13 protein-coding genes and 3 rRNA genes are annotated in these 22,186 nt (G+C 55.9%); 4 read left to right on the forward strand and 12 right to left on the reverse strand.

Annotation, left to right across the window (positions count from 1 at the left end; translation table 11 throughout):
• Window positions 1-234: 234 nt before the first annotated feature.
• The 3 genes from lysC (at window position 235) to CWR52_RS11240 (ending at window position 2,945) form a co-directional block, all read left to right on the forward strand.
• Entirely contained in the window at window positions 235-1,584 is a 1,350-nt protein-coding gene (lysC, locus tag CWR52_RS11230) for a lysine-sensitive aspartokinase 3 (protein ID WP_104949681.1), read from the forward strand.
• Window positions 1,585-1,677: 93 nt separating this feature from the next.
• Window positions 1,678-2,622, forward strand: coding sequence for a ketopantoate/pantoate/pantothenate transporter PanS (panS, locus tag CWR52_RS11235; protein WP_104949682.1), 945 nt, complete (start codon window positions 1,678-1,680; stop codon window positions 2,620-2,622).
• A 50-nt stretch (window positions 2,623-2,672) separates the two neighbouring features.
• On the forward strand, window positions 2,673-2,945 hold the full coding sequence (locus tag CWR52_RS11240) for a DUF3811 domain-containing protein (protein ID WP_014830263.1): 273 nt from the start codon (window positions 2,673-2,675) through the stop codon (window positions 2,943-2,945).
• Here CWR52_RS11240 and rluF read toward each other — a convergent pair whose 3' ends face one another.
• The 5 genes from rluF to metH form a co-directional block, all read right to left on the reverse strand.
• Window positions 2,946-3,818: a 23S rRNA pseudouridine(2604) synthase RluF gene (gene rluF / locus CWR52_RS11245; protein WP_008503414.1), complete on the reverse strand. Its 873-nt coding sequence runs from the start codon at window positions 3,816-3,818 to the stop codon at window positions 2,946-2,948. It lies immediately after the preceding gene.
• Window positions 3,819-3,872: 54 nt separating this feature from the next.
• Window positions 3,873-4,190 carry a CcdB family protein gene (locus CWR52_RS11250; RefSeq protein WP_104949683.1) on the reverse strand — a complete coding sequence of 106 codons (318 nt, stop codon included), beginning with the start codon at window positions 4,188-4,190 and terminating at the stop codon, window positions 3,873-3,875.
• The gene (locus CWR52_RS11255; RefSeq protein WP_104949684.1) at window positions 4,190-4,483 is read right to left on the reverse strand and encodes a type II toxin-antitoxin system CcdA family antitoxin; all 294 of its coding nucleotides are present in this window, start codon (window positions 4,481-4,483) and stop codon (window positions 4,190-4,192) included. The genes CWR52_RS11250 and CWR52_RS11255 overlap by 1 nt, the downstream gene beginning before the upstream one ends.
• Before the next feature lie 95 nt (window positions 4,484-4,578).
• Window positions 4,579-6,210 (reverse strand): Na/Pi cotransporter family protein, encoded by a 1,632-nt coding sequence (locus CWR52_RS11260; RefSeq protein ID WP_048226411.1) that lies wholly within the window; start codon window positions 6,208-6,210, stop codon window positions 4,579-4,581.
• Between the two features lie 116 nt (window positions 6,211-6,326).
• Window positions 6,327-10,010, reverse strand: a complete 3,684-nt coding sequence (gene metH / locus CWR52_RS11265) for a methionine synthase (RefSeq protein WP_104949685.1) — start codon at window positions 10,008-10,010, stop codon at window positions 6,327-6,329.
• A 193-nt stretch (window positions 10,011-10,203) separates the two neighbouring features.
• Here metH and iclR point away from each other — a divergent pair, with 193 nt between their 5' ends.
• A complete protein-coding gene (gene iclR / locus CWR52_RS11270; RefSeq protein WP_129546958.1) occupies window positions 10,204-11,034 on the forward strand; it encodes a glyoxylate bypass operon transcriptional repressor IclR in 831 nt (276 codons plus the stop codon).
• Here the strand turns inward: iclR and aceK are convergent.
• The 7 genes from aceK to CWR52_RS11305 all read right to left on the reverse strand — a co-directional run bounded on the left by aceK (window position 10,988) and on the right by CWR52_RS11305 (window position 22,003).
• A complete protein-coding gene (gene aceK / locus CWR52_RS11275; protein WP_104949687.1) occupies window positions 10,988-12,751 on the reverse strand; it encodes a bifunctional isocitrate dehydrogenase kinase/phosphatase in 1,764 nt (587 codons plus the stop codon). The two genes, iclR and aceK, sit on opposite strands and share 47 nt — an antisense overlap.
• Window positions 12,752-12,802: 51 nt before the next feature.
• Window positions 12,803-14,107 (reverse strand): isocitrate lyase, encoded by a 1,305-nt coding sequence (gene aceA / locus CWR52_RS11280; RefSeq protein WP_104949688.1) that lies wholly within the window; start codon window positions 14,105-14,107, stop codon window positions 12,803-12,805.
• A gap of 31 nt (window positions 14,108-14,138) precedes the next feature.
• The gene (aceB, locus tag CWR52_RS11285; protein WP_104949689.1) at window positions 14,139-15,740 is read right to left on the reverse strand and encodes a malate synthase A; all 1,602 of its coding nucleotides are present in this window, start codon (window positions 15,738-15,740) and stop codon (window positions 14,139-14,141) included.
• Window positions 15,741-16,009: 269 nt separating this feature from the next.
• Window positions 16,010-16,939, reverse strand: coding sequence for a homoserine O-acetyltransferase MetA (metA, locus tag CWR52_RS11290; protein WP_008503405.1), 930 nt, complete (start codon window positions 16,937-16,939; stop codon window positions 16,010-16,012).
• Between the two features lie 230 nt (window positions 16,940-17,169).
• Window positions 17,170-17,285 (reverse strand): 5S ribosomal RNA (gene rrf, locus CWR52_RS11295).
• A gap of 71 nt (window positions 17,286-17,356) precedes the next feature.
• Window positions 17,357-20,261 (reverse strand): 23S ribosomal RNA (locus tag CWR52_RS11300).
• Between the two features lie 200 nt (window positions 20,262-20,461).
• Window positions 20,462-22,003 (reverse strand): 16S ribosomal RNA (locus tag CWR52_RS11305).
• The 16S, 23S and 5S rRNA genes sit together here, the layout of an rRNA operon.
• Between the last annotated feature and the right edge of the window lie 183 nt (window positions 22,004-22,186).

Consider the following 22,186-nt stretch of genomic DNA (forward strand, 5'->3'; position numbering starts at 1 on the left):
CGCCTTCCAGGAGCGGTGAAATGTCGGTCAAAATGCCCTAAAACGGAGCATAAAATCTGGCCCTGTTATAAGTCCTGTTTCTCAGGGGTACCCCCCCATAAAAAATCCGCATAATCCCAGCATTGACAGGACCTCCCCCGCATTTTATTTATAGGGCCGTATTTTGCGCCTGCACCTGTTTTCGTTTCACTCTTGTGCCAAGGTCGCTTATTCATTCCCTGACACGAGGTTGTTATGACGAGTTTTGTGGTCGCCAAATTTGGCGGCACCAGTGTGGCCGATTACGATGCCATGAACCGCAGCGCCGATGTGGTGCTGGCCGATCCGAATACCCGCCTGGTGGTGCTGTCTGCATCTGCCGGCGTGACGAACCTGCTGGTTTCTCTGTCTGAAGGACTGGAAGCGACAGAACGTTTCGTGAAGCTGGATGCACTGCGCAAAATTCAGTTCGACATTCTTGAGCGTCTGCAGAACCCGAACGTCATCCGTGAGGAAGTGGAACGTCTGCTGGAAAATATCACTACCCTGGCAGAAGCCGCCTCGCTGGCCACCTCCACCGCCCTGACCGACGAACTGGTCAGCCACGGCGAGCTGATGTCCACCCTGCTGTTTGTTGAAATCATGCGCGAGCGTAACATTCAGGCGCAGTGGTTTGACGTACGCAAAATCATGCGTACCAGCGACCGCTTTGGTCGTGCCGAGCCGGACGTTGAGGCGCTGGCGGAGCTGACCAATCAGCAACTGGCACCACGCCTGGCTGACGGTATCGTGATCACCCAGGGCTTTATCGGCAGCGAAGCGAAGGGCCGCACCACCACGCTTGGCCGTGGCGGCAGCGACTATACCGCCGCGCTGCTGGGCGAGGCCCTGCATGCCACGCGCGTGGATATCTGGACTGACGTTCCGGGCATTTACACCACCGACCCGCGCGTTGTTTCCGCGGCGAAACGTATTGACGTGATCGCGTTTGAAGAAGCGGCGGAAATGGCCACCTTCGGTGCGAAAGTGCTGCATCCGGCAACCCTTTTGCCAGCCGTACGTAGCGATATTCCGGTCTTCGTCGGCTCCAGTAAAGATCCAAAAGCCGGCGGGACGCTGGTCTGCAAGAAAACGGAAAACCCGCCGCTGTTCCGCGCCCTTGCCCTGCGCCGTCGCCAGACGCTGGTGACGCTGCACAGCCACAATATGTTGCACTCCCGCGGTTTCCTGGCGGAAGTGTTTGGCATTCTGGCGCGCCACAATATCTCCGTGGATCTGATCACCACCTCTGAAGTGAGCATTGCGCTGACGCTGGACACCACGGGCTCTACCTCAACCGGTGATACCCTGCTGACGCAGTCGCTGCTGATTGAGCTGTCTGAGCTGTGCCGCGTGGAAGTCGAAGAAGACCTGGCGCTGGTTGCCATCATCGGCAACAAGCTGTCGCGCGCCTGCGGCGTGGGCAAAGAGGTGTTTGGCGTGCTCGACCCGTTCAACATCCGCATGATTTGCTACGGTGCGTCCAGCTATAACCTCTGCTTCCTGGTGCCAGCCGATCAGGCCGAGCAGGTGGTGCAGAAACTTCATCAGAATTTGTTTGAATAAAATTCGTTAGCGCGATAAACAATACCAATAAGCCGGGCACAGACCCGGCTTTTTCATAACTAAACAACACGACAATACTGCAAGGAATTCACTATGTTATCCGCTATCACCCGGCTGTTCCCGTTATGGGCGCTGCTGCTCTCCGTACTCGCGTATTACACGCCCACCGCGTTCACCGGTATTGGTCCGTGGGTCACCACGCTGCTGATGCTGATCATGTTCGGTATGGGCGTGCATCTGAAAGTCGACGACTTCAAACGCGTGCTGTCTCGCCCTGCGCCCGTCGCAGCAGGAATATTTCTGCACTACCTGGTGATGCCGCTCGCGGCGTGGCTACTGGCGATGGCCTTTAAGATGCCGCCCGACCTTTCCGCCGGGATGGTGCTGGTGGGCAGCGTGGCCAGCGGCACAGCGTCCAACGTCATGATCTATCTGGCGAAAGGCGACGTGGCGCTCTCCGTCACTATCTCGTCCGTCTCCACGCTGGTGGGCGTGATTGCCACGCCGCTGTTAACCCGCCTGTACGTGGATGCGCATATTCAGGTGGACGTGATGGGCATGCTGCTGAGCATTCTGCAAATCGTGGTGATCCCGATTGCGCTGGGACTGGTCATTCACCATCTTTTCCCGCGCGTGGTGAAGGCCGTTGAGCCATACCTGCCCGCATTTTCGATGGTCTGTATTCTGGCCATCATCAGCGCCGTGGTGGCGGGCTCCGCCTCGCACATTGCTTCCGTAGGCTTTGTGGTGATCGTCGCGGTGGTGCTGCATAACACCATTGGCCTGCTGGGCGGCTACTGGGGCGGGAAACTTTTTGGCTTCGACGAATCGACCTGCCGCACGCTGGCAATCGAGGTAGGGATGCAGAACTCCGGCCTGGCGGCGGCACTCGGTAAAATCTATTTCTCGCCGCTGGCGGCCCTGCCGGGTGCGCTGTTCTCCGTCTGGCACAACCTCTCCGGCTCGCTGCTGGCGGGCTACTGGTCCGGCAAACCGATTGAGGAACAAACGAAAAAAGATGCGGTGAAGCAGGGTTAATTGACTCAGCTTGCTTTACACTGAAGCCTCTCTCTCAGGAGGCTTCAGCAATGGCGACACCACGTTTGACCCAGAAAGACATGACGGAAGCCGAGCAGCGCGAACTGAAAACGCTTCTCGACCGCGCCCGCATCGCGCATGGCCGTACGCTGACCAACGCCGAAACCAATCAGGTGAAAAAAGAGTACATCGACAAACTGATGGCGCAGCGTGACGCCGAGGCGAAAAAAGCCCGCAAACTGAAAAAGCAGCAGGCTTACAAGCCGGATACCGAAACGACCTTTTCCTGGTCGGCCAATACCTCTACCCGTGGAAGGCGCTAGCTAGCGCCCTTTCTTTTTACGGCCAGGCTGGGTAAATCGCTTCCCGTTTCCCGGTTTGCCGCGTCCTTTCTCTTCCGCCTGCGGTGCCTTCACGACCGGACGTTTAATCGCCTGGGTTTTCGGTTTTGCTTTGGCCTTCGGCTTCGCTTCGGACGAGGAGTTCTCGATAAGCTTGAACAGCTCGATCAGTTCGTCGTCCGTTAAGTCGCGCCATTCGCCCAGCGGAATGCCGGACAGGCTGACGTTCATGATGCGCGTGCGCTCCAGCTTCGTCACTTCATAACCGAAGTATTCGCACATGCGGCGGATCTGGCGGTTTAAGCCCTGCACAAGGGTAATACGGAACGCAAACGGCGCTTCTTTCTTCACCTTACACTTTTTCGTAACGGTACCGAGGATCGGCACACCGGCGCCCATACCGCGAATAAAGTCGTCCGTGACCGGCTTATTCACCGTCACAATGTACTCTTTCTCGTGATCGTTACCGGCACGCAGGATCTTGTTGACCAGATCGCCGTGGTTAGTGAGGAAAATCAGCCCCTGAGAGTCTTTATCCAGACGGCCAATCGGGAAGATACGGCTGCTGTGGTTCACGAAATCAACGATGTTGTCCCGCTCACCGTCTTCCGTGGTGCTGACAATTCCAACCGGTTTGTTCAACGCGATAAACACCAGGTCTTCGGCATCACGCGGTTCGATGAGCTGACCATTCACTTTAACCACATCGCCTGGCATCACCTGGTCACCAATCGTGGCGCGTTTGCCGTTGAGGAACACATTACCTTGTTCAATGTAACGGTCCGCCTCGCGACGTGAGCAGATCCCGCTCTCGCTAATGTATTTGTTTAATCGGGTTGATTGAGTTGGCAGCATAGTTTCTCCTGTGAAGGGCGAAATATACCTTACCTTGCGGCTGACAAAAAAGTGTTAGTAACCGTTGATCAAAAAATCGAGTGCATCCCGCAATGAAGCACGGTTTTGCGTAAGATCGGCGACACGCTCGCCTAACTCTTTTGGCGATATGCCTGCCATCATGTGCATCATTACCACACAGGGTTTACCCCCTATCTCAACGACAGGGCACACTTTCGCAGGTGGCTGAATACCTCCCAGATGGCTAAGTTCAACTGCGGGGGCGACCAGAACATGCTTCATCACATTGGCCACGGGATGCTGCATATTGATTAGCCAGGGATAGGCAGTTTTCCCCTTACCTTCATTCTCATAAGCAAAATATTGCTCCATCAGAACGACCTCTGAAAGTCACTAAAGGAGCCGTTTTCCTCAACCCACTGGTTAATGGCCTCAATAGAAGCCTTATTTTCTGTTAACCACTCTGCACGCTGATGCGCACGAAACTGCTCCTGCAGTGCAGCCGTGAGTACAGCAGAGAGATTAAGCTTAAGCCGTCGCGCCTCTTCAAGAATTTCAGGTGCTAACGACACGTTGACTGATTTTTTAATGCCATGAGTAGTGCGCATGAAAACCCCCATCGGAATGCGCATGAATTGGCGAAGTGTAGCGTAATAAACGAGCATTTTCTATTCCCTAAAAAACGTAAGGTCTGAAGGGTAAATGGCGCTTGATAAGGTGTCACGCCTCGCAACAAGGTTTTGCGAGGCGCTTTCAGAGATTAATACTCATCCCGCTGGTCATCTTCATCCGGCTGTTCCATCACGCTGTAGGCCACCGCGCAGAACAATGAGTTGAGGCGCTTCATATCGCCCAGCAGTCCCAGGTGGAGTGAGCTGGTTTCGATACTCTGCACGTTTTGCTGATGCAGGCGCTCAACGTGGGCGTGCGAGTAGCGGCGGTTAAGAATGCGGAATCGATGCTTGTTACGGCGCAGGCGGCGCGCGCTCGGGACGTCGCTGGAAAAGAAGACCAGCATCGCCAGCTTCAGGTTACTGACCAGCTGCTCGTGCAGCGCTTCCAGCTCCTTCAGGCCTTCAACGGAGAACGCCCGGCGTGCGGCCAGCGACTTATCGGCGATCTCGCTGCCCATGCGCTCAACGATATCGGAGGCCTGCTCAAGGTTGAGCGACATCTCAATGATTTCCGCCCAGCGGCGGGACTCCTCCTCCGCCAGCTCGTCCTGCGGCATGCGCGCCAGGTAGAGCTTAATGGCGGTATAGAGCACGTTGATATCGTCCGCCAGTCTGCGCAGCTCTTTCTCCTCCCGCGGCTCGCCGTGCATTACCTTTTGCAGGCCTTCGAGCATGGTTTCCATCGCGTCGCCCATGCGCAGCGTCTCACGTGCGGCATTCGCCAGCGCCAGCGCCGGGGTGTCCAGCGCGGAGGTATCCAGATGCTTCGGCTTCAGGCGCGCATCCAGCTCCGGTTCGTCCTGAATGAGTCGTTCGCAGAAGCGGGCCATCGACCCGGCAAAAGGGATCATCGCCAGGCAGCGCACCAGGTTGTAGAACACGTGGAAATAGATCACCAGCTCCGCCTTCGGCAGCGGGAGGTTGTCCATCAGGTTCGCCAGCGGATGGATAAAGGGCAGGATAATCAGGCTGCCCACCAGCTTAAACAGCAGGCTACCGAGTGCCACGCGGCGGGCGGCAGCGTTGGCGGCGCTGTTATTGAGCATCGCCAGCAGGCCAGAGCCGAGGTTGGCACCGATCACCAGACACAGCGCGACCGGGAAGGAGATCGCCCCGGCGGCGGTGAGCGTGGCCGTCAGCAGCACGGCGGCCAGGCTGGAGTAGCTGACGATGGCAAACACCGCGCCAATCAGCGCGTCGAGCATGATGTCCCCGGTCAGGGAAGCGAAGATGACCTGAACGCCGTTGGCCTCGGTAATCGGGGTGACCGCCTGCACAATCAGCTCCAACGCCAGCAGAATCAGCCCCAGGCCAATGCCCACGCGTCCAAGCTGGCCGGCCCGCGTCTGTTTGCGGCCGAGGAAGAAGATGACGCCGACAAAAATCAGCAGCGGCGACAGCCAGGAGAGGTCAAACGTCAGGATACGCGCCATCAGCGCGGTACCCACATCAGCCCCCAGCACAATGACCAGCGCCGGGGCCAGCGCCACCAGATCCTGCGCCACAAAGGAGGTGACAAGCAGGGTTGTGGCGTTGCTGCTCTGAACCAGTGCCGTTACGCCAATGCCCGCGCAGAAGGCGAGCGGCTTCTTCTCAACGCTACTGCTGAGAACGGTACGTAAACGGGCGCCAAAAACGCGCATCACGCCGGTACGGACGATATGGGTGCCCCATACGAGCAGTGCAACTGCAGAGAGCAGATGTAACAGGGTCAGCACGGAAGGTCTTCCTCCTTATCATTATTCGTTTTCCATAGGCTTAGTATAAGGGGTTAAGCGTAAGAAAGAGACAAGGCACCCTTGAGGTGCCTTGTTTGTTGTAAGGAAAATTGACGTTAGTCGGCGTCGTAGCCTAAGTTCGGGGCCAGCCAGCGCTCGACTTCTGATACGCTCATCCCTTTGCGCAGGGCATAATCTTCAATCTGATCGCGCTGCAGCTGCGCCACGGCAAAGTACTTGCTGTCCGGATGACTGAAGTACCAGCCTGAAACTGACGCACCCGGCCACATGGCGAACGACTCGGTGAGCTTCATCCCGGTATGGGCTTCGACGTCCAACAGTTGCCAGATCGTGCCCTTTTCGGTGTGCTCCGGGCAGGCCGGATAGCCCGGTGCCGGACGAATCCCCTGGTAGTTTTCGCGGATCAGCTCCTCGTTGCTGAGGTTTTCATTCGCCGCGTAGCCCCAGTGCACCTTACGCACGCGCTCGTGCAGGTACTCGGCGAAGGCTTCCGCCAGGCGGTCGGCTATCGCTTTCACCATGATTTTATTGTAATCGTCGTGCTGCGCTTCGAACGCGTCCGCCAGGGCATCTTCTTCCAGACCGCCGGTCACGGCAAAGGCGCCAATATAGTCGGCTTTACCGCTCAGCTTCGGCGCGACAAAATCGGCCAGGCAGTAGTTGGCAAAGCCCACTTTCTCGGTTTGCTGACGCAGATGGCGGCTGACCGCCAGTACGTGAGTGCGGGTTTCATCGCGGTAAATTTCGATGTCGTCGCCCACACGGTTGGCCGGGAACAGCCCCACGACGCCGCGCGGGTTAAGGGTTTTCTCAGCACTCAGTCTGTCGAGCATGTCGTTGGCATCTTTAAACAGGCGTTTCGCCTCCTCACCTACCACCTCATCTTCCAGGATGCGCGGATATTTGCCCGCCAGCGACCAGGTCATAAAGAACGGCGTCCAGTCGATGTAGTTGCGCAGCGTTTCGATGCTGGCGCTGACTTCCTGAACGCCCAGGCGATGCGCGACCGGTGGCGTATAGCTCGACCAGTCAAACGCCAGATCGTTATCACGCGCCGCCTGGAGTGAAACTGGCGGGGTGCGCGGTTTCTTGCGCCCGTGCTGGATGCGAACGGTTTCGTACTCTTTGCGGGTGCGCTCGACAAACTCGTCGCGCTGGGTGTCAGAGAGCAGCGCGGAGACCACGCCCACCGTGCGCGAGGCGTTCTGCACGTAGACCGTCGGCCCGCTGTAGTTTTGCTCGATTTTCACCGCCGTGTGCGCTTTAGAAGTGGTCGCGCCGCCAATCAGCAGCGGAATGGTGAAGCCCTGACGCTCCATCTCCTTCGCCACGTTAACCATCTCGTCCAGCGACGGGGTGATCAGCCCGGAGAGGCCAATCAGATCGGCGTTCACTTCGCGCGCGGTCTTGAGGATTTTATCCGCCGGGACCATCACGCCGAGGTCGATAATCTCGTAGTTATTACACTGCAGCACCACGCCGACGATATTCTTGCCAATATCATGCACGTCACCCTTGACGGTGGCGATGACCATCTTACCGTTGCTGGAGCCTTTCTCTTTGCTGGCCTCGATAAACGGCTCCAGGTACGCCACGGCCTGCTTCATCACGCGGGCGGATTTCACCACCTGTGGCAGGAACATTTTGCCTTCACCGAACAGATCGCCTACCACGTTCATGCCGTCCATCAGCGGCCCTTCGATCACTTCAATCGGACGGGCGGCCTGCTGACGCGCCTCTTCGGTGTCCTGCTCGATAAACTCGGTGATGCCTTTTACCAGCGAATATTCCAGACGCTTTTTCACGTCCCAGGCACGCCACTCGGCCTGCTGAACGTTGGCTGCGTCATCCGACTTGCTGCCGCGGTATTTCTCCGCCAGGTCCAGCAGCCGTTCGGTGGCGTCGTCGCGGCGGTTAAGGATCACGTCCTCGACGGCATCGCGCAGCTCGGCAGGAAGGTCGTCGTAAATCGCCAGCTGTCCGGCGTTAACGATCCCCATGTCCATGCCGTTGCGGATGGCGTAGTAGAGGAACACGGCGTGGATCGCTTCACGCACCGGGTCGTTACCGCGGAACGAGAACGACACGTTCGATACGCCGCCGGAGATCAGCGCATGCGGCAGCTCGCGCTTGATGTCCTCGCACGCGCCGATAAAGTCCTGAGCGTAGTTATTATGCTCTTCGATGCCGGTCGCCACGGCGAAGATGTTCGGGTCAAAGATAATGTCTTCCGGCGGGAAGCCCACCTCTTCGGTCAAAATCTTGTAGGCGCGGCGGCAAATCTCGATTTTGCGCTCGCGGGTATCCGCCTGGCCCACTTCGTCAAAGGCCATGACCACCACGGCGGCACCGTAGCGGCGGACCATTTTCGCGTGGTGGATAAAGATATCAACGCCCTCTTTCATCGAGATAGAGTTGACGATGCCTTTACCCTGAATGCACTTCAGCCCTTTTTCGATGACTTCCCATTTGGAGGAGTCAATCATGATCGGCACGCGGGCGATGTCCGGCTCACCGGCGATCAGGTTGAGGAAACGCACCATCGCCGCTTCGGCGTCGAGCATCCCCTCATCCATGTTGATATCGATAATCTGCGCGCCGCTTTCCACCTGCTGGCGGGCAACGTCCAGCGCTTCGCTGTACTTCTCTTCTTTGATCAGGCGCTTGAACTTTGCAGAACCGGTGACGTTCGTACGCTCACCCACGTTCACAAACAGGCTGTCTTCACCAATGGTCAACGGCTCAAGGCCGGAGAGGCGACAGGCAACCGGAAGCTCGGGCAGCCTGCGCGGCGGCAGTCCGGCGACGGCGTTGCTCATGGCCGCGATGTGCTCCGGCGTGGTACCGCAACAGCCGCCGACAATATTCAGGAAGCCAGACTCGGCCCACTCGCGGATTTGCGCCGCCATGGTGTCGGCATCGAGATCGTATTCACCGAACGCGTTCGGCAGACCGGCGTTCGGGTGGGCGGTGACGTAGCATTCCGCGATGCGCGACAGCTCCTGCACGTACTGGCGCAGTTCATCCGGCCCCAGCGCGCAGTTAAGGCCAAAGGAGAGCGCGTCGGCGTGGCGCAGGGAGTTATAAAACGCTTCCGTGGTCTGGCCGGAAAGAGTGCGCCCCGAGGCGTCGGTGATGGTGCCGGAAATCATGATCGGCAGGTCAACGCCCAGCGCCTCGAACTCCTCTTTCACCGCGTAAATTGCGGCTTTGGCGTTGAGGGTGTCGAAGACGGTTTCAATCAGGATCAGATCGGAACCACCTTCCACCAGCGCTTTGGTCGATTCCCGGTAGGCCGCAACCAGCTGGTCAAAGGTGATATTACGAAACGCCGGGTCGTTGACGTCCGGTGAAATCGACGCGGTGCGGTTCGTCGGGCCAAGCACCCCGGCAACGTAGCGCGGCTTATCCGGCGTGCGGGCCGTCCACTCGTCGGCGCAGGCGCGCGCCAGCTTCGCGGCTTCAAAGTTGATTTCCGCCGACAGGGATTCCATCTGGTAATCCGCCATGGCGATGGTTGTCGAGTTAAAGGTGTTGGTTTCAACGATATCCGCACCCGCTTCGAAGTAGGCGTTGTGGATATCTTTAATCACGGACGGCTTGCTGAGCACCAGCAGGTCGTTGTTCCCTTTCAGGTCGCAGGGCCAGTCGGCAAAGCGTTCGCCGCGGAAATCATCTTCATTCAGGCGATAGCCCTGGATCATGGTGCCCATGCCGCCGTCCAGCACCAGAATTCGTTCATTTAACTGCGCACGCAGTTGCTCTACTTTGCTGCTCACACTTGCTCCCGACAACGCTCAACAAGGCCAAAAGGCTGCGTTCCATACTGGCATAATCTCGCAGGGTGGAAAAGCCGCTCAGCGGTAACATGAGACATGTTCACCATCACTCCTCCGATCAGTCAGGATAACGGTTGCAAATTCACCAAATAAAACGAAAATGATTTCCACGATACAGAAAAAGGAGATCGTCATGGTCGCGACCGTTCCCGCTAAACGCGGCAGAAAACCTGCTGCCACCACCGCTGCCGCACAACAGGGTGGACAGGTTCAATCGCTCACGCGCGGTCTGAAGCTGCTGGAGTGGATAGCCGAGTCGCACAGCAGCGTGGCCCTGACGGAGCTGGCCCAGCAGGCTGGCCTGCCGAACTCCACGACGCACCGCCTGCTGACCACCATGCAGCAGCTGGGTTTTGTCCGCCAGGTGGGCGAGCTGGGACACTGGGCGGTGGGCGCGCATGCGTTTATCGTCGGCAGCAGCTTCCTGCAGAGCCGCAACCTGCTGGCGATTGTGCATCCGATTCTGCGCAAGCTGATGGAGGAGTCCGGTGAGACCGTAAACCTGGCGGTACTGGACCAGAGCGATCATCAGGCGATTATCATCGACCAGGTACAGTGCACGCAGCTGATGCGCATGTCCGCGCCGATTGGCGGCAAGCTGCCGATGCATGCCTCCGGGGCGGGTAAAGCGTTTCTCTCGCAGCTGAGCGAGGAGCAGGTGACGGGGCTGCTGCACCGTAAAGGGCTGCACGCCTATACCCACGCTACCCTGGTGTCGCCCTTGCATCTGAAAGAAGATCTGGCCCTGACCCGCAAGCGCGGTTATTCGTTTGACGACGAGGAACATGCGCTGGGGCTGCGCTGCCTCGCGTCCTGTATTTTCGACGAACATCGCGAGCCGTTTGCTGCGATCTCCATCTCTGGCCCCATCTCACGTATGACCGACGACCGGGTGACCGAGCTGGGCGCGCTGGTGATTAAGGCCGCGAAAGAGGTGACGCTGGCGTACGGTGGGATTCGTTAAACCGCACACAAAACCGCTGCTTGCGGCGGTAAGCATACACATCTTCGACATGCCCATTTTTGATCCGCGTTTGCAGTCCGCGCCAGTAGCTGGCGCGAAACAGATCGGCATGCATCTCTTCGAATAGCGGCCCGATGCGCGGATCGGCACACAGCCAGTGGCGAAACTCCTCCGGAAACACATCGCCCGGCGAAACGCTGTACCACGGCTCGCTGGAAAGCTCATCTTCCGGGTAGCGGGGCGGTGGGATATCGCGGAAGTTCACCTCGGTCATGTAGCAAATTTCGTCGTAATCGTAGAACACCACCCGACCGTGACGGGTGACGCCGAAGTTTTTAAACAGCATGTCGCCCGGGAAAATATTGGCGGCGGCAAGCTGGCGAATCGCGTTGCCGTACTCTTCAATCGCATCTCTTAAAGCCTGACCGTCGGACTGCTCCAGCCAGATATTCAGCGGCACCATGCGACGTTCAATGTAGAGATGGCTGATGGCGATTTTGTCCCCAAGATCGGTGATTTTGGCGGGTGCTTCCTGCAGTAAAAGCGCCATGAGTGCCGGATCGATCTGCTGCTTATCCAGCACAAAGTTTTCGAATTCCTGAGTATCCGCCATGCGCCCGACGCGGTCGTGCTCCTTAACCAGCTGGTAGCAGGCGCGGACGTGCGCGGCGGTCATTTCTTTCTGCGGCGCGAATCTGTCCTTAATCACCTTAAAGACCCGGTCAAAGCCCGGCAGCGTAAACACCAGCATCACCATGCCGCGAATGCCGGGCGCTTCGATAAACTGCTCATCAGCGGTAGTGACATAACGCAGGTATTCCCGGTAGCTTTCCGTTTTAGCGTGCTTCTGGCAGCCAATAGCCATATACAGTTCGGCGGTGGTTTTACCCGGCAGGATCTCGCGCAGCCACTCCACCAGCGCGGCAGGTAACGGGGCATAGACCATAAAATAGGAACGGGCGAAGCCAAACACAATGCTGGCCTCGGCGCTGGTGGTCAGGCAGGTATCGACAAACAGTTCCCCACCGTCGGTGCGGTGAATGGGCAGCAGAAACGGCACAACGGCCGTCGTCGTAACCAGTTTGCCCACCAGCCAGGCGGCTTTATTGCGGTAGAAAAGCTCGTTGGCCACCTGCAAATGGCTGTGGCTGAGCACCTCCGCGCCGAAGGCTTCCTTGAGATGGGCGTGGATATACCCGATATCCCGGGTTTTATTCTCCCAGGGCAGGCGCAGCGGCAGATCTGTTAGCACGCGGTGCAGGAGCTTTTCCCATCCGCGATCGGGGAAGAAATCTTTCGCCAGCGGACGCGGAATGGTACGAAAGCGCCGTTCAGGCTGGGAGCTGAAGATAAATAACCGCTCAGGAGATAATGAGCGGTGGTCAAATAACCGGCAATAGACGGAGTTGAAAAAGCTCTCCGCAATCTCGAAGCGCGGGTAGTCGGGTAACAAATGGGTGTAATGCTCTTTTACGCGCAGTAAAAATTCCGCGTCCGGACTTTTACCGTCGGTAATACAGCGCAGCTGCTCCACCACCAGACCCACGTGGTGATCATAGAGATGGATACGCTGCTTCATGGCTTGCTGAACCGCATGCCAGTCTGCGTGTTCGAAGCGCTGCTGCGCGCCGGAGGTCACTTCAAGAAAACGACCGTACTGGGCATCAAAGCCCTGCAAAATAGTTTGGGCAATCAGTAATTCCAGGCCACGCGACATATATTCCCCCTCACCACCAACCCTCTCCCCAGGGGGGAGAGGGGGAAAAGATTAGAACTGTGCTTCTTCCGTTGAACCCGTCAAGGCGGTGACGGAGGAGGTGCCGCCCTGAATAATCGTGGTCACATTATCAAAGTAGCCGGTGCCCACTTCCTGCTGGTGAGAGACGAAGGTGTAGCCATCTTTGCCCGCCGCAAATTCCGGCTGCTGCACCTTCTCAACGTAGTGCTTCATGCCCTCACCCTGCGCATAGGCGTGCGCCAGGTCGAACATGTTGAACCACATGCTGTGGATGCCCGCCAGAGTAATGAACTGGTATTTGTAGCCCATGTCGGACAGCTGTTGCTGGAAGCTGGCGATCGTTTTGTCATCCAGCTTTTTCTGCCAGTTGAAGGACGGCGAACAGTTGTAGGCCAGCAGTTTGCCCGGGTACTTCGCATGAATGGCATCAGCAAAGCGTTTTGCCAGCGCCAGATCCGGCGTGGAGGTTTCACACCAGACCAGATCCGCGTACGGCGCGTACGCCAGACCGCGGCTAATCGCCTGCTCGATACCCGCGTGGGTACGATAGAAACCTTCACTGGTGCGCTCGCCGGTGATGAACTCGCTGTCGTACGGATCGCAGTCAGAGGTGATCAGGTCAGCCGCGTCGGCATCGGTACGGGCAATGAGCAGCGTCGGCACGCCGAGCACGTCAGCAGCCAGACGCGCGGCAACCAGCTTCTGAACCGCTTCCTGTGTGGGAACCAGCACCTTCCCGCCCATATGTCCGCACTTCTTCACTGACGCCAGCTGATCTTCGAAGTGAACGGCCGCTGCACCGGCTTCAATCATCGATTTCATCAGCTCAAAGGCGTTCAGCACGCCGCCGAAGCCCGCTTCCGCATCTGCAACGATCGGCAGGAAATAGTCAACGAAGCGCGGATCGTTAGGTTCGATGCCCGCCGCCCACTGGATCTGATCCGCTCGACGGAAGGTGTTGTTGATCCGATCCACGACCGACGGCACGGAGTTAGCCGGATAGAGCGACTGATCCGGGTACATGCTGGAGGCCAGGTTGGCGTCCGCCGCCACCTGCCAGCCGGAGAGGTAGATAGCCTCAATACCGGCCTTCGCCTGCTGCAGGGCCTGACCGCCTGTCAGCGCACCGAGGCTGTTGATGTAGCCTTTTTTGGAACCACCGTGCAGCAGCTTCCACATTTTTGCCGCGCCATTTTGCGCCAGCGTGCATTCCGGATTGACCGAGCCGCGTAATTTCACCACGTCCTCCGCGCTGTACGGACGGCGGATGCCTTCCCAGCGAGGTTGTGTCCACTCTTTCTTTAATTCTTCGATTTGTTGGGTACGGGTTTTCATGTGCAGATGCTCCATATTGTTATGTGGTGAGTTACGCCAGGAAGCGGTAGCCCGGCAGGGTCAGGAAGTCGATTAAGTCATCTGATGTGGTGATTTGCTCCATCAGGCGCGCAGCGTCGTCAAAACGCCCGCTGCTGAAGCGGTGTTCGCCCAGCTCGTCCTGGATCACCCGCATCTCTTCGGCCAGCATCTGGCGGAACAGGGATTTGGTCACCGGCTTGCCGTTGCTGAGCGTTTTTTGATGGTGGATCCACTGCCAGATAGAGGTACGTGAGATCTCCGCCGTCGCAGCATCTTCCATCAGGCCGTAGATCGGCACGCAGCCGTTGCCGGAGATCCACGCTTCGATGTACTGCACCGCAACGCGGATATTGGCCCGCATCCCCTCTTCAGTCCGCTCGCCCGCACACGGAGCCAGCAGCTGTTCTTCAGCCGTTGGGGCATCATCTTCACGCGTGACAAACAGCTGGTTTTTATTGTCGCCAAGCACGCGGTTGAAGACGTCCATCGCCGTATCGGCCAGGCCGGGATGGGCAATCCACGTGCCGTCGTGACCGTTACGTGCTTCAAGCTCTTTGTCGGCTTTCACCTTGTTGAGCACCTGATTGTTGCGCTCGGCATCTTTGCTCGGGATAAAGGCCGCCATGCCGCCCATCGCGAAGGCACCGCGCTTGTGGCAGGTTTTGATCAGCAGACGCGAGTAGGCGCTCAGGAACGGTTTATCCATGGTCACGACCTGGCGATCCGGCAGGACGCGATCGGGATAATTTTTCAGCGTTTTGATGTAGCTGAAAATATAGTCCCAGCGTCCGCAGTTCAGGCCGACAATGTGGTCACGCAGGGCGTGCAGAATTTCATTCATCTGGAACACGGCAGGCAGCGTTTCAATCAGCAACGTGGCCTTGATGGTGCCGCGCGGCAGGTTGAAGCGATCTTCCGCATAGCTGAAGACCTCGCTCCACCAGGCCGCTTCCTGCCAGGCCTGCGTTTTTGGCAGATAGAAATAGGGGCCGCTGCCTTTTGCCAGCAGATTTTTGTAGTTGTGGAAGAAATAGAGTGCGAAATCAAACAGGCTGCCTGGAATGGCTTCCCCACGCCAGGTGACATGTTTTTCAGGCAAATGCAGACCGCGTACGCGGCAGATCAGCACCGCCGGGTTCGGTTTGAGCTGGTAGATTTTTCCGGCTTCGTTGGTATAGCTGATGGTGCCGTTCACGGCATCGCGCAGGTTGATCTGCCCATCTATGACCTTACGCCAGTCAGGCGCCAGCGAGTCCTCAAAGTCGGCCATAAAGACCTTAACGTTGGCGTTCATGGCGTTGATCACCATTTTGCGCTCTACCGGACCGGTGATCTCAACGCGACGATCCTGTAAATCTTCAGGGATGCCGCGGATTTTCCACTCACCACGTCGAATGGAAGCGGTTTCCGAAATAAAACCAGGCAACTTGCCGTTATCAATTTCCTGCTGCTGATGAATACGTGCCGCCAGCAGCTTATTGCGCTGCGGGGTAAAGCGGGTCACCAGTTCAGTCAGAAATTCTACCGCTTCTGCCGTCAAAACTTGCTGTTCTTGCTCGCCATACGGCTGGGTAAAGGCCAGTTCATCGACCGTCGTTGCCTGTTGAGTCATTACTCTGCTCCTCATCAAAGATCCAAAATCACGCTCCCGATGCGAACGAAAGATCGTTGGGTAGTTTTCGCTCAGCAGAATTAAGACTATCTCTATTTTTTCTAAAATCAAAAACAATTTCCATTTTAATTATAAATTGCGATTAATTTATTGATTTTATTGAAATTAAAGTTTTAAAGAATGATGAGTGGCATTTCGGAAATAAAAAGGCACCCGAAGGTGCCTGATTTGAATAGCTGAAACGCTTTAGGATCGTTTAGTGCAGACGATTACTCCAGCGTTGGATTCATGTGACGCAGATCGTATGGTGTTATCTGGTAGACGTAATAGTTGAGCCAGTTAGTAAAAAGCAAATTCCCGTGGCTGCGCCAGGTCGCTCTCGGTTTGTTTTGCGGATCGTCTTTCGGGAAATAGTTGTACGGGACATCCGGGTTCAGACCCGCTTCGACATCACGGAAATACTCTGACGCAAGGGTGTGAGGATCGTACTCAGGATGTCCGGTCACAAAGGCAATGCGCTTATCTTTACTGGCAAACAGGTAAGCGTCCCCATCTTCCGTTTCGGCCAGAATCTCCAGATCGGTGTAATCACGAATCAGCTGGGCCGGGAAGTCAGCGTAGCGGGAATGCGGAGCCAGGAAAGAATCATCAAACCCGCGCGTCAACAACGCATGGGGATGGAGAATATGGTGTTCGTATACGCCGGAGAGCTTTTCAGTGCGGGTTTGCTTGGGAATGCCATAAAGAATATTCAGTGCGGCTTGCACCGCCCAACAGACAAACAACGTGGAGGTGACGTGATCTTTTGCCCACTCCAGGACCTGTTTGATCTGCGGCCAGTAAGCGACATCGTTAAATTCCACCAGGCCCAGCGGCGCGCCGGTCACAATCAGACCGTCGAAGTTTTCACCCTGAATGTCATCAAAGTTGCAGTAGAAGTTGTTCAGATGCTCAGAAGGCGTATTGCGTGACTCACGGGCGTCGATTCGCAGCAGTTGAATATCGACCTGCAGCGGGGAATTCGACAGCAGACGCAGGAACTGGTTTTCTGTTTCGATCTTTTTGGGCATCAGATTGAGAATAAGCACCTTCAGCGGGCGAATTTCCTGACCTGTCGCACGTGAAGTCGTCATTACAAAGACATTTTCTTCACGCAAGAAATTGACGGCTGGTAGCTCGTCCTGCACCCGAATCGGCATAGCTTTGTATCCTCACAGCATACGTATAAACGTTTAGACATCCAGACAGCTAACGATACCCAGAAATGGTTTGAATGTCGAGTCTGCAAGCAGAAGGTGAGAAAGTTTCAAGGAGAGGATGGTGCGGTCTGACTTGCCCGGTGGCGGCTTTGCCTTGCACGGCCTGCCGTTTTTTTGGCGCATAAACGCAAAAAGGCCATCCTTCCGGATGGCCTCTTCACTTAATTGATGCCTGGCAGTTCCCTACTCTCACATGGGGAGACCCCACACTACCATCGGCGCTACGGCGTTTCACTTCTGAGTTCGGCATGGGGTCAGGTGGGACCACCGCGCTAAAGCCGCCAGGCAAATTCTGTTTAATCTGTATCAAGGCTGAATAATGTTCGTGTCTCTTCGCCAAAACATCTTCGGCGTTGTAAGGTTAAGCCTCACGGTTCATTAGTATCGGTTAGCTCAACGCATCGCTGCGCTTACACACCCGACCTATCAACGTCGTCGTCTTCAACGTTCCTTCAGGACTCTCAAGGAGTCAGGGAGAACTCATCTCGGGGCAAGTTTCGTGCTTAGATGCTTTCAGCACTTATCTTTTCCGCATTTAGCTACCGGGCAGTGCCATTGGCATGACAACCCGAACACCAGTGATGCGTCCACTCCGGTCCTCTCGTACTAGGAGCAGCCCCCCTCAATTCTCCAGCGCCCACGGCAGATAGGGACCGAACTGTCTCACGACGTTCTAAACCCAGCTCGCGTACCACTTTAAATGGCGAACAGCCATACCCTTGGGACCTACTTCAGCCCCAGGATGTGATGAGCCGACATCGAGGTGCCAAACACCGCCGTCGATATGAACTCTTGGGCGGTATCAGCCTGTTATCCCCGGAGTACCTTTTATCCGTTGAGCGATGGCCCTTCCATTCAGAACCACCGGATCACTATGACCTGCTTTCGCACCTGCTCGAGCCGTCACTCTCGCAGTCAAGCTAGCTTATGCCATTGCACTAACCTCCTGATGTCCGACCAGGATTAGCTAACCTTCGTGCTCCTCCGTTACTCTTTGGGAGGAGACCGCCCCAGTCAAACTACCCACCAGACACTGTCCGCAACCCGGATCACGGGTCTACGTTAGAACACCAGCCATTAAAGGGTGGTATTTCAAGGACGGCTCCACGCAGACTGGCGTCCACACTTCAAAGCCTCCCACCTATCCTACACATCAAGGACCAGTGTTCAGTGTCAAGCTATAGTAAAGGTTCACGGGGTCTTTCCGTCTTGCCGCGGGTACACTGCATCTTCACAGCGAGTTCAATTTCACTGAGTCTCGGGTGGAGACAGCCTGGCCATCATTACGCCATTCGTGCAGGTCGGAACTTACCCGACAAGGAATTTCGCTACCTTAGGACCGTTATAGTTACGGCCGCCGTTTACCGGGGCTTCGATCAAGAGCTTCGCGTTGCCGCTAACCCCATCAATTAACCTTCCGGCACCGGGCAGGCGTCACACCGTATACGTCCACTTTCGTGTTTGCACAGTGCTGTGTTTTTAATAAACAGTTGCAGCCAGCTGGTATCTTCGACTGATTTCAGCTCCACCCGCAGGGGCTTCACCTACATATCAGCGTGCCTTCTCCCGAAGTTACGGCACCATTTTGCCTAGTTCCTTCACCCGAGTTCTCTCAAGCGCCTTGGTATTCTCTACCTGACCACCTGTGTCGGTTTGGGGTACGATTTAATGTTACCTGATGCTTAGAGGCTTTTCCTGGAAGCAGGGCATTTGTTACTTCAGCACCGTAGTGCCTCGTCATCACACCTCAGCGTTAAAAGGTACCGGATTTACCTGGAACCTCCGCCTACATGCTTAAACCGGGACAACCGTCGCCCGGCTAACATAGCCTTCTCCGTCCCCCCTTCGCAGTAACACCAAGTACAGGAATATTAACCTGTTTCCCATCGACTACGCCTTTCGGCCTCGCCTTAGGGGTCGACTCACCCTGCCCCGATTAACGTTGGACAGGAACCCTTGGTCTTCCGGCGAGCGGGCTTTTCACCCGCTTTATCGTTACTTATGTCAGCATTCGCACTTCTGATACCTCCAGCATGCCTCACAGCACACCTTCAACGGCTTACAGAACGCTCCCCTACCCAACAACGCATAAGCGTCGCTGCCGCAGCTTCGGTGCATGGTTTAGCCCCGTTACATCTTCCGCGCAGGCCGACTCGACCAGTGAGCTATTACGCTTTCTTTAAATGATGGCTGCTTCTAAGCCAACATCCTGGCTGTCTGTGCCTTCCCACATCGTTTCCCACTTAACCATGACTTTGGGACCTTAGCTGGCGGTCTGGGTTGTTTCCCTCTTCACGACGGACGTTAGCACCCGCCGTGTGTCTCCCGTGATAACATTCTTCGGTATTCGTAGTTTGCATCGGGTTGGTAAGCCGGGATGGCCCCCTAGCCGAAACAGTGCTCTACCCCCGAAGATGAGTTCACGAGGCGCTACCTAAATAGCTTTCGGGGAGAACCAGCTATCTCCCGGTTTGATTGGCCTTTCACCCCCAGCCACAAGTCATCCGCTAATTTTTCAACATTAGTCGGTTCGGTCCTCCAGTTAGTGTTACCCAACCTTCAACCTGCCCATGGCTAGATCACCGGGTTTCGGGTCTATACCCTGCAACTTAACGCCCAGTTAAGACTCGGTTTCCCTTCGGCTCCCCTATACGGTTAACCTTGCTACAGAATATAAGTCGCTGACCCATTATACAAAAGGTACGCAGTCACACCACGAAGGTGCTCCCACTGCTTGTACGTACACGGTTTCAGGTTCTTTTTCACTCCCCTCGCCGGGGTTCTTTTCGCCTTTCCCTCACGGTACTGGTTCACTATCGGTCAGTCAGGAGTATTTAGCCTTGGAGGATGGTCCCCCCATATTCAGACAGGATATCACGTGTCCCGCCCTACTCTTCGAGTTCACAACCTGTGTGTTTTCGTGTACGGGACTGTCACCCTGTACCGTGCGACTTTCCAGACGCTTCCACTAACACACAAACTGATTCAGACTCTGGGCTGCTCCCCGTTCGCTCGCCGCTACTGGGGGAATCTCGGTTGATTTCTTTTCCTCGGGGTACTTAGATGTTTCAGTTCCCCCGGTTCGCCTCGTTAACCTATGTATTCAGTTAACGATAGTGCAACGAATTGCACTGGGTTTCCCCATTCGGACATCGCCGGGTCAAAGGTTCATATCACCTCGCCGGCGCTTTTCGCAGATTAGCACGTCCTTCATCGCCTCTGACTGCCAGGGCATCCACCGTGTACGCTTAGTCGCTTAACCTCACAACCCGAAGATGTTTCACTTCATGATTGCGAAAATTTGAGAGACTCGAACACACCATTTAAGATGTGTCGTTTCAATTTTCAGCTTGATCCAGATTTTTAAAGAGCAAAACTTCTTAATGCACTCAAAAGTACATTCAGAAGTTTATCATTCATCAGACAATCTGTGTGAGCACTGCAAAGGCAGGTTCTTTAAGGTAAGGAGGTGATCCAACCGCAGGTTCCCCTACGGTTACCTTGTTACGACTTCACCCCAGTCATGAATCACAAAGTGGTAAGCGCCCTCCCGAAGGTTAAGCTACCTACTTCTTTTGCAACCCACTCCCATGGTGTGACGGGCGGTGTGTACAAGGCCCGGGAACGTATTCACCGTAGCATTCTGATCTACGATTACTAGCGATTCCGACTTCATGGAGTCGAGTTGCAGACTCCAATCCGGACTACGACGCACTTTATGAGGTCCGCTTGCTCTCGCGAGGTCGCTTCTCTTTGTATGCGCCATTGTAGCACGTGTGTAGCCCTACTCGTAAGGGCCATGATGACTTGACGTCATCCCCACCTTCCTCCAGTTTATCACTGGCAGTCTCCTTTGAGTTCCCGGCCTAACCGCTGGCAACAAAGGATAAGGGTTGCGCTCGTTGCGGGACTTAACCCAACATTTCACAACACGAGCTGACGACAGCCATGCAGCACCTGTCTCAGAGTTCCCGAAGGCACCAATCCATCTCTGGAAAGTTCTCTGGATGTCAAGAGTAGGTAAGGTTCTTCGCGTTGCATCGAATTAAACCACATGCTCCACCGCTTGTGCGGGCCCCCGTCAATTCATTTGAGTTTTAACCTTGCGGCCGTACTCCCCAGGCGGTCGACTTAACGCGTTAGCTCCGGAAGCCACGCCTCAAGGGCACAACCTCCAAGTCGACATCGTTTACGGCGTGGACTACCAGGGTATCTAATCCTGTTTGCTCCCCACGCTTTCGCACCTGAGCGTCAGTCTTTGTCCAGGGGGCCGCCTTCGCCACCGGTATTCCTCCAGATCTCTACGCATTTCACCGCTACACCTGGAATTCTACCCCCCTCTACAAGACTCTAGCCTGCCAGTTTCGAATGCAGTTCCCAGGTTGAGCCCGGGGATTTCACATCCGACTTGACAGACCGCCTGCGTGCGCTTTACGCCCAGTAATTCCGATTAACGCTTGCACCCTCCGTATTACCGCGGCTGCTGGCACGGAGTTAGCCGGTGCTTCTTCTGCGGGTAACGTCAATTGCTGAGGTTATTAACCTCAACACCTTCCTCCCCGCTGAAAGTACTTTACAACCCGAAGGCCTTCTTCATACACGCGGCATGGCTGCATCAGGCTTGCGCCCATTGTGCAATATTCCCCACTGCTGCCTCCCGTAGGAGTCTGGACCGTGTCTCAGTTCCAGTGTGGCTGGTCATCCTCTCAGACCAGCTAGGGATCGTCGCCTAGGTGAGCCATTACCCCACCTACTAGCTAATCCCATCTGGGCACATCTGATGGCAAGAGGCCCGAAGGTCCCCCTCTTTGGTCTTGCGACATTATGCGGTATTAGCTACCGTTTCCAGTAGTTATCCCCCTCCATCAGGCAGTTTCCCAGACATTACTCACCCGTCCGCCGCTCGCCGGCAAAGTAGCAAGCTACTTTCCGCTGCCGCTCGACTTGCATGTGTTAGGCCTGCCGCCAGCGTTCAATCTGAGCCATGATCAAACTCTTCAATTTAAGTTTGATGCTCGTGAATTAAACTTCGTAATGAATTACGTATGTTCACTCAGAGACTTGGTATTCATTTATTGTCCGAAGACATTAAGAATCCATGTCACTTTGAGTGCCCACACAGATTGTCTGATAAATTGTTAAAGAGCAGTGCAACGCGGCTTTCGCTCACCGTTGCGAGGTGGCGTA

The sequence above is a fragment of the Enterobacter sp. SGAir0187 genome, from assembly GCF_002952735.2.
Classification (GTDB): Bacteria; Pseudomonadota; Gammaproteobacteria; order Enterobacterales; family Enterobacteriaceae; genus Enterobacter; species Enterobacter quasiroggenkampii.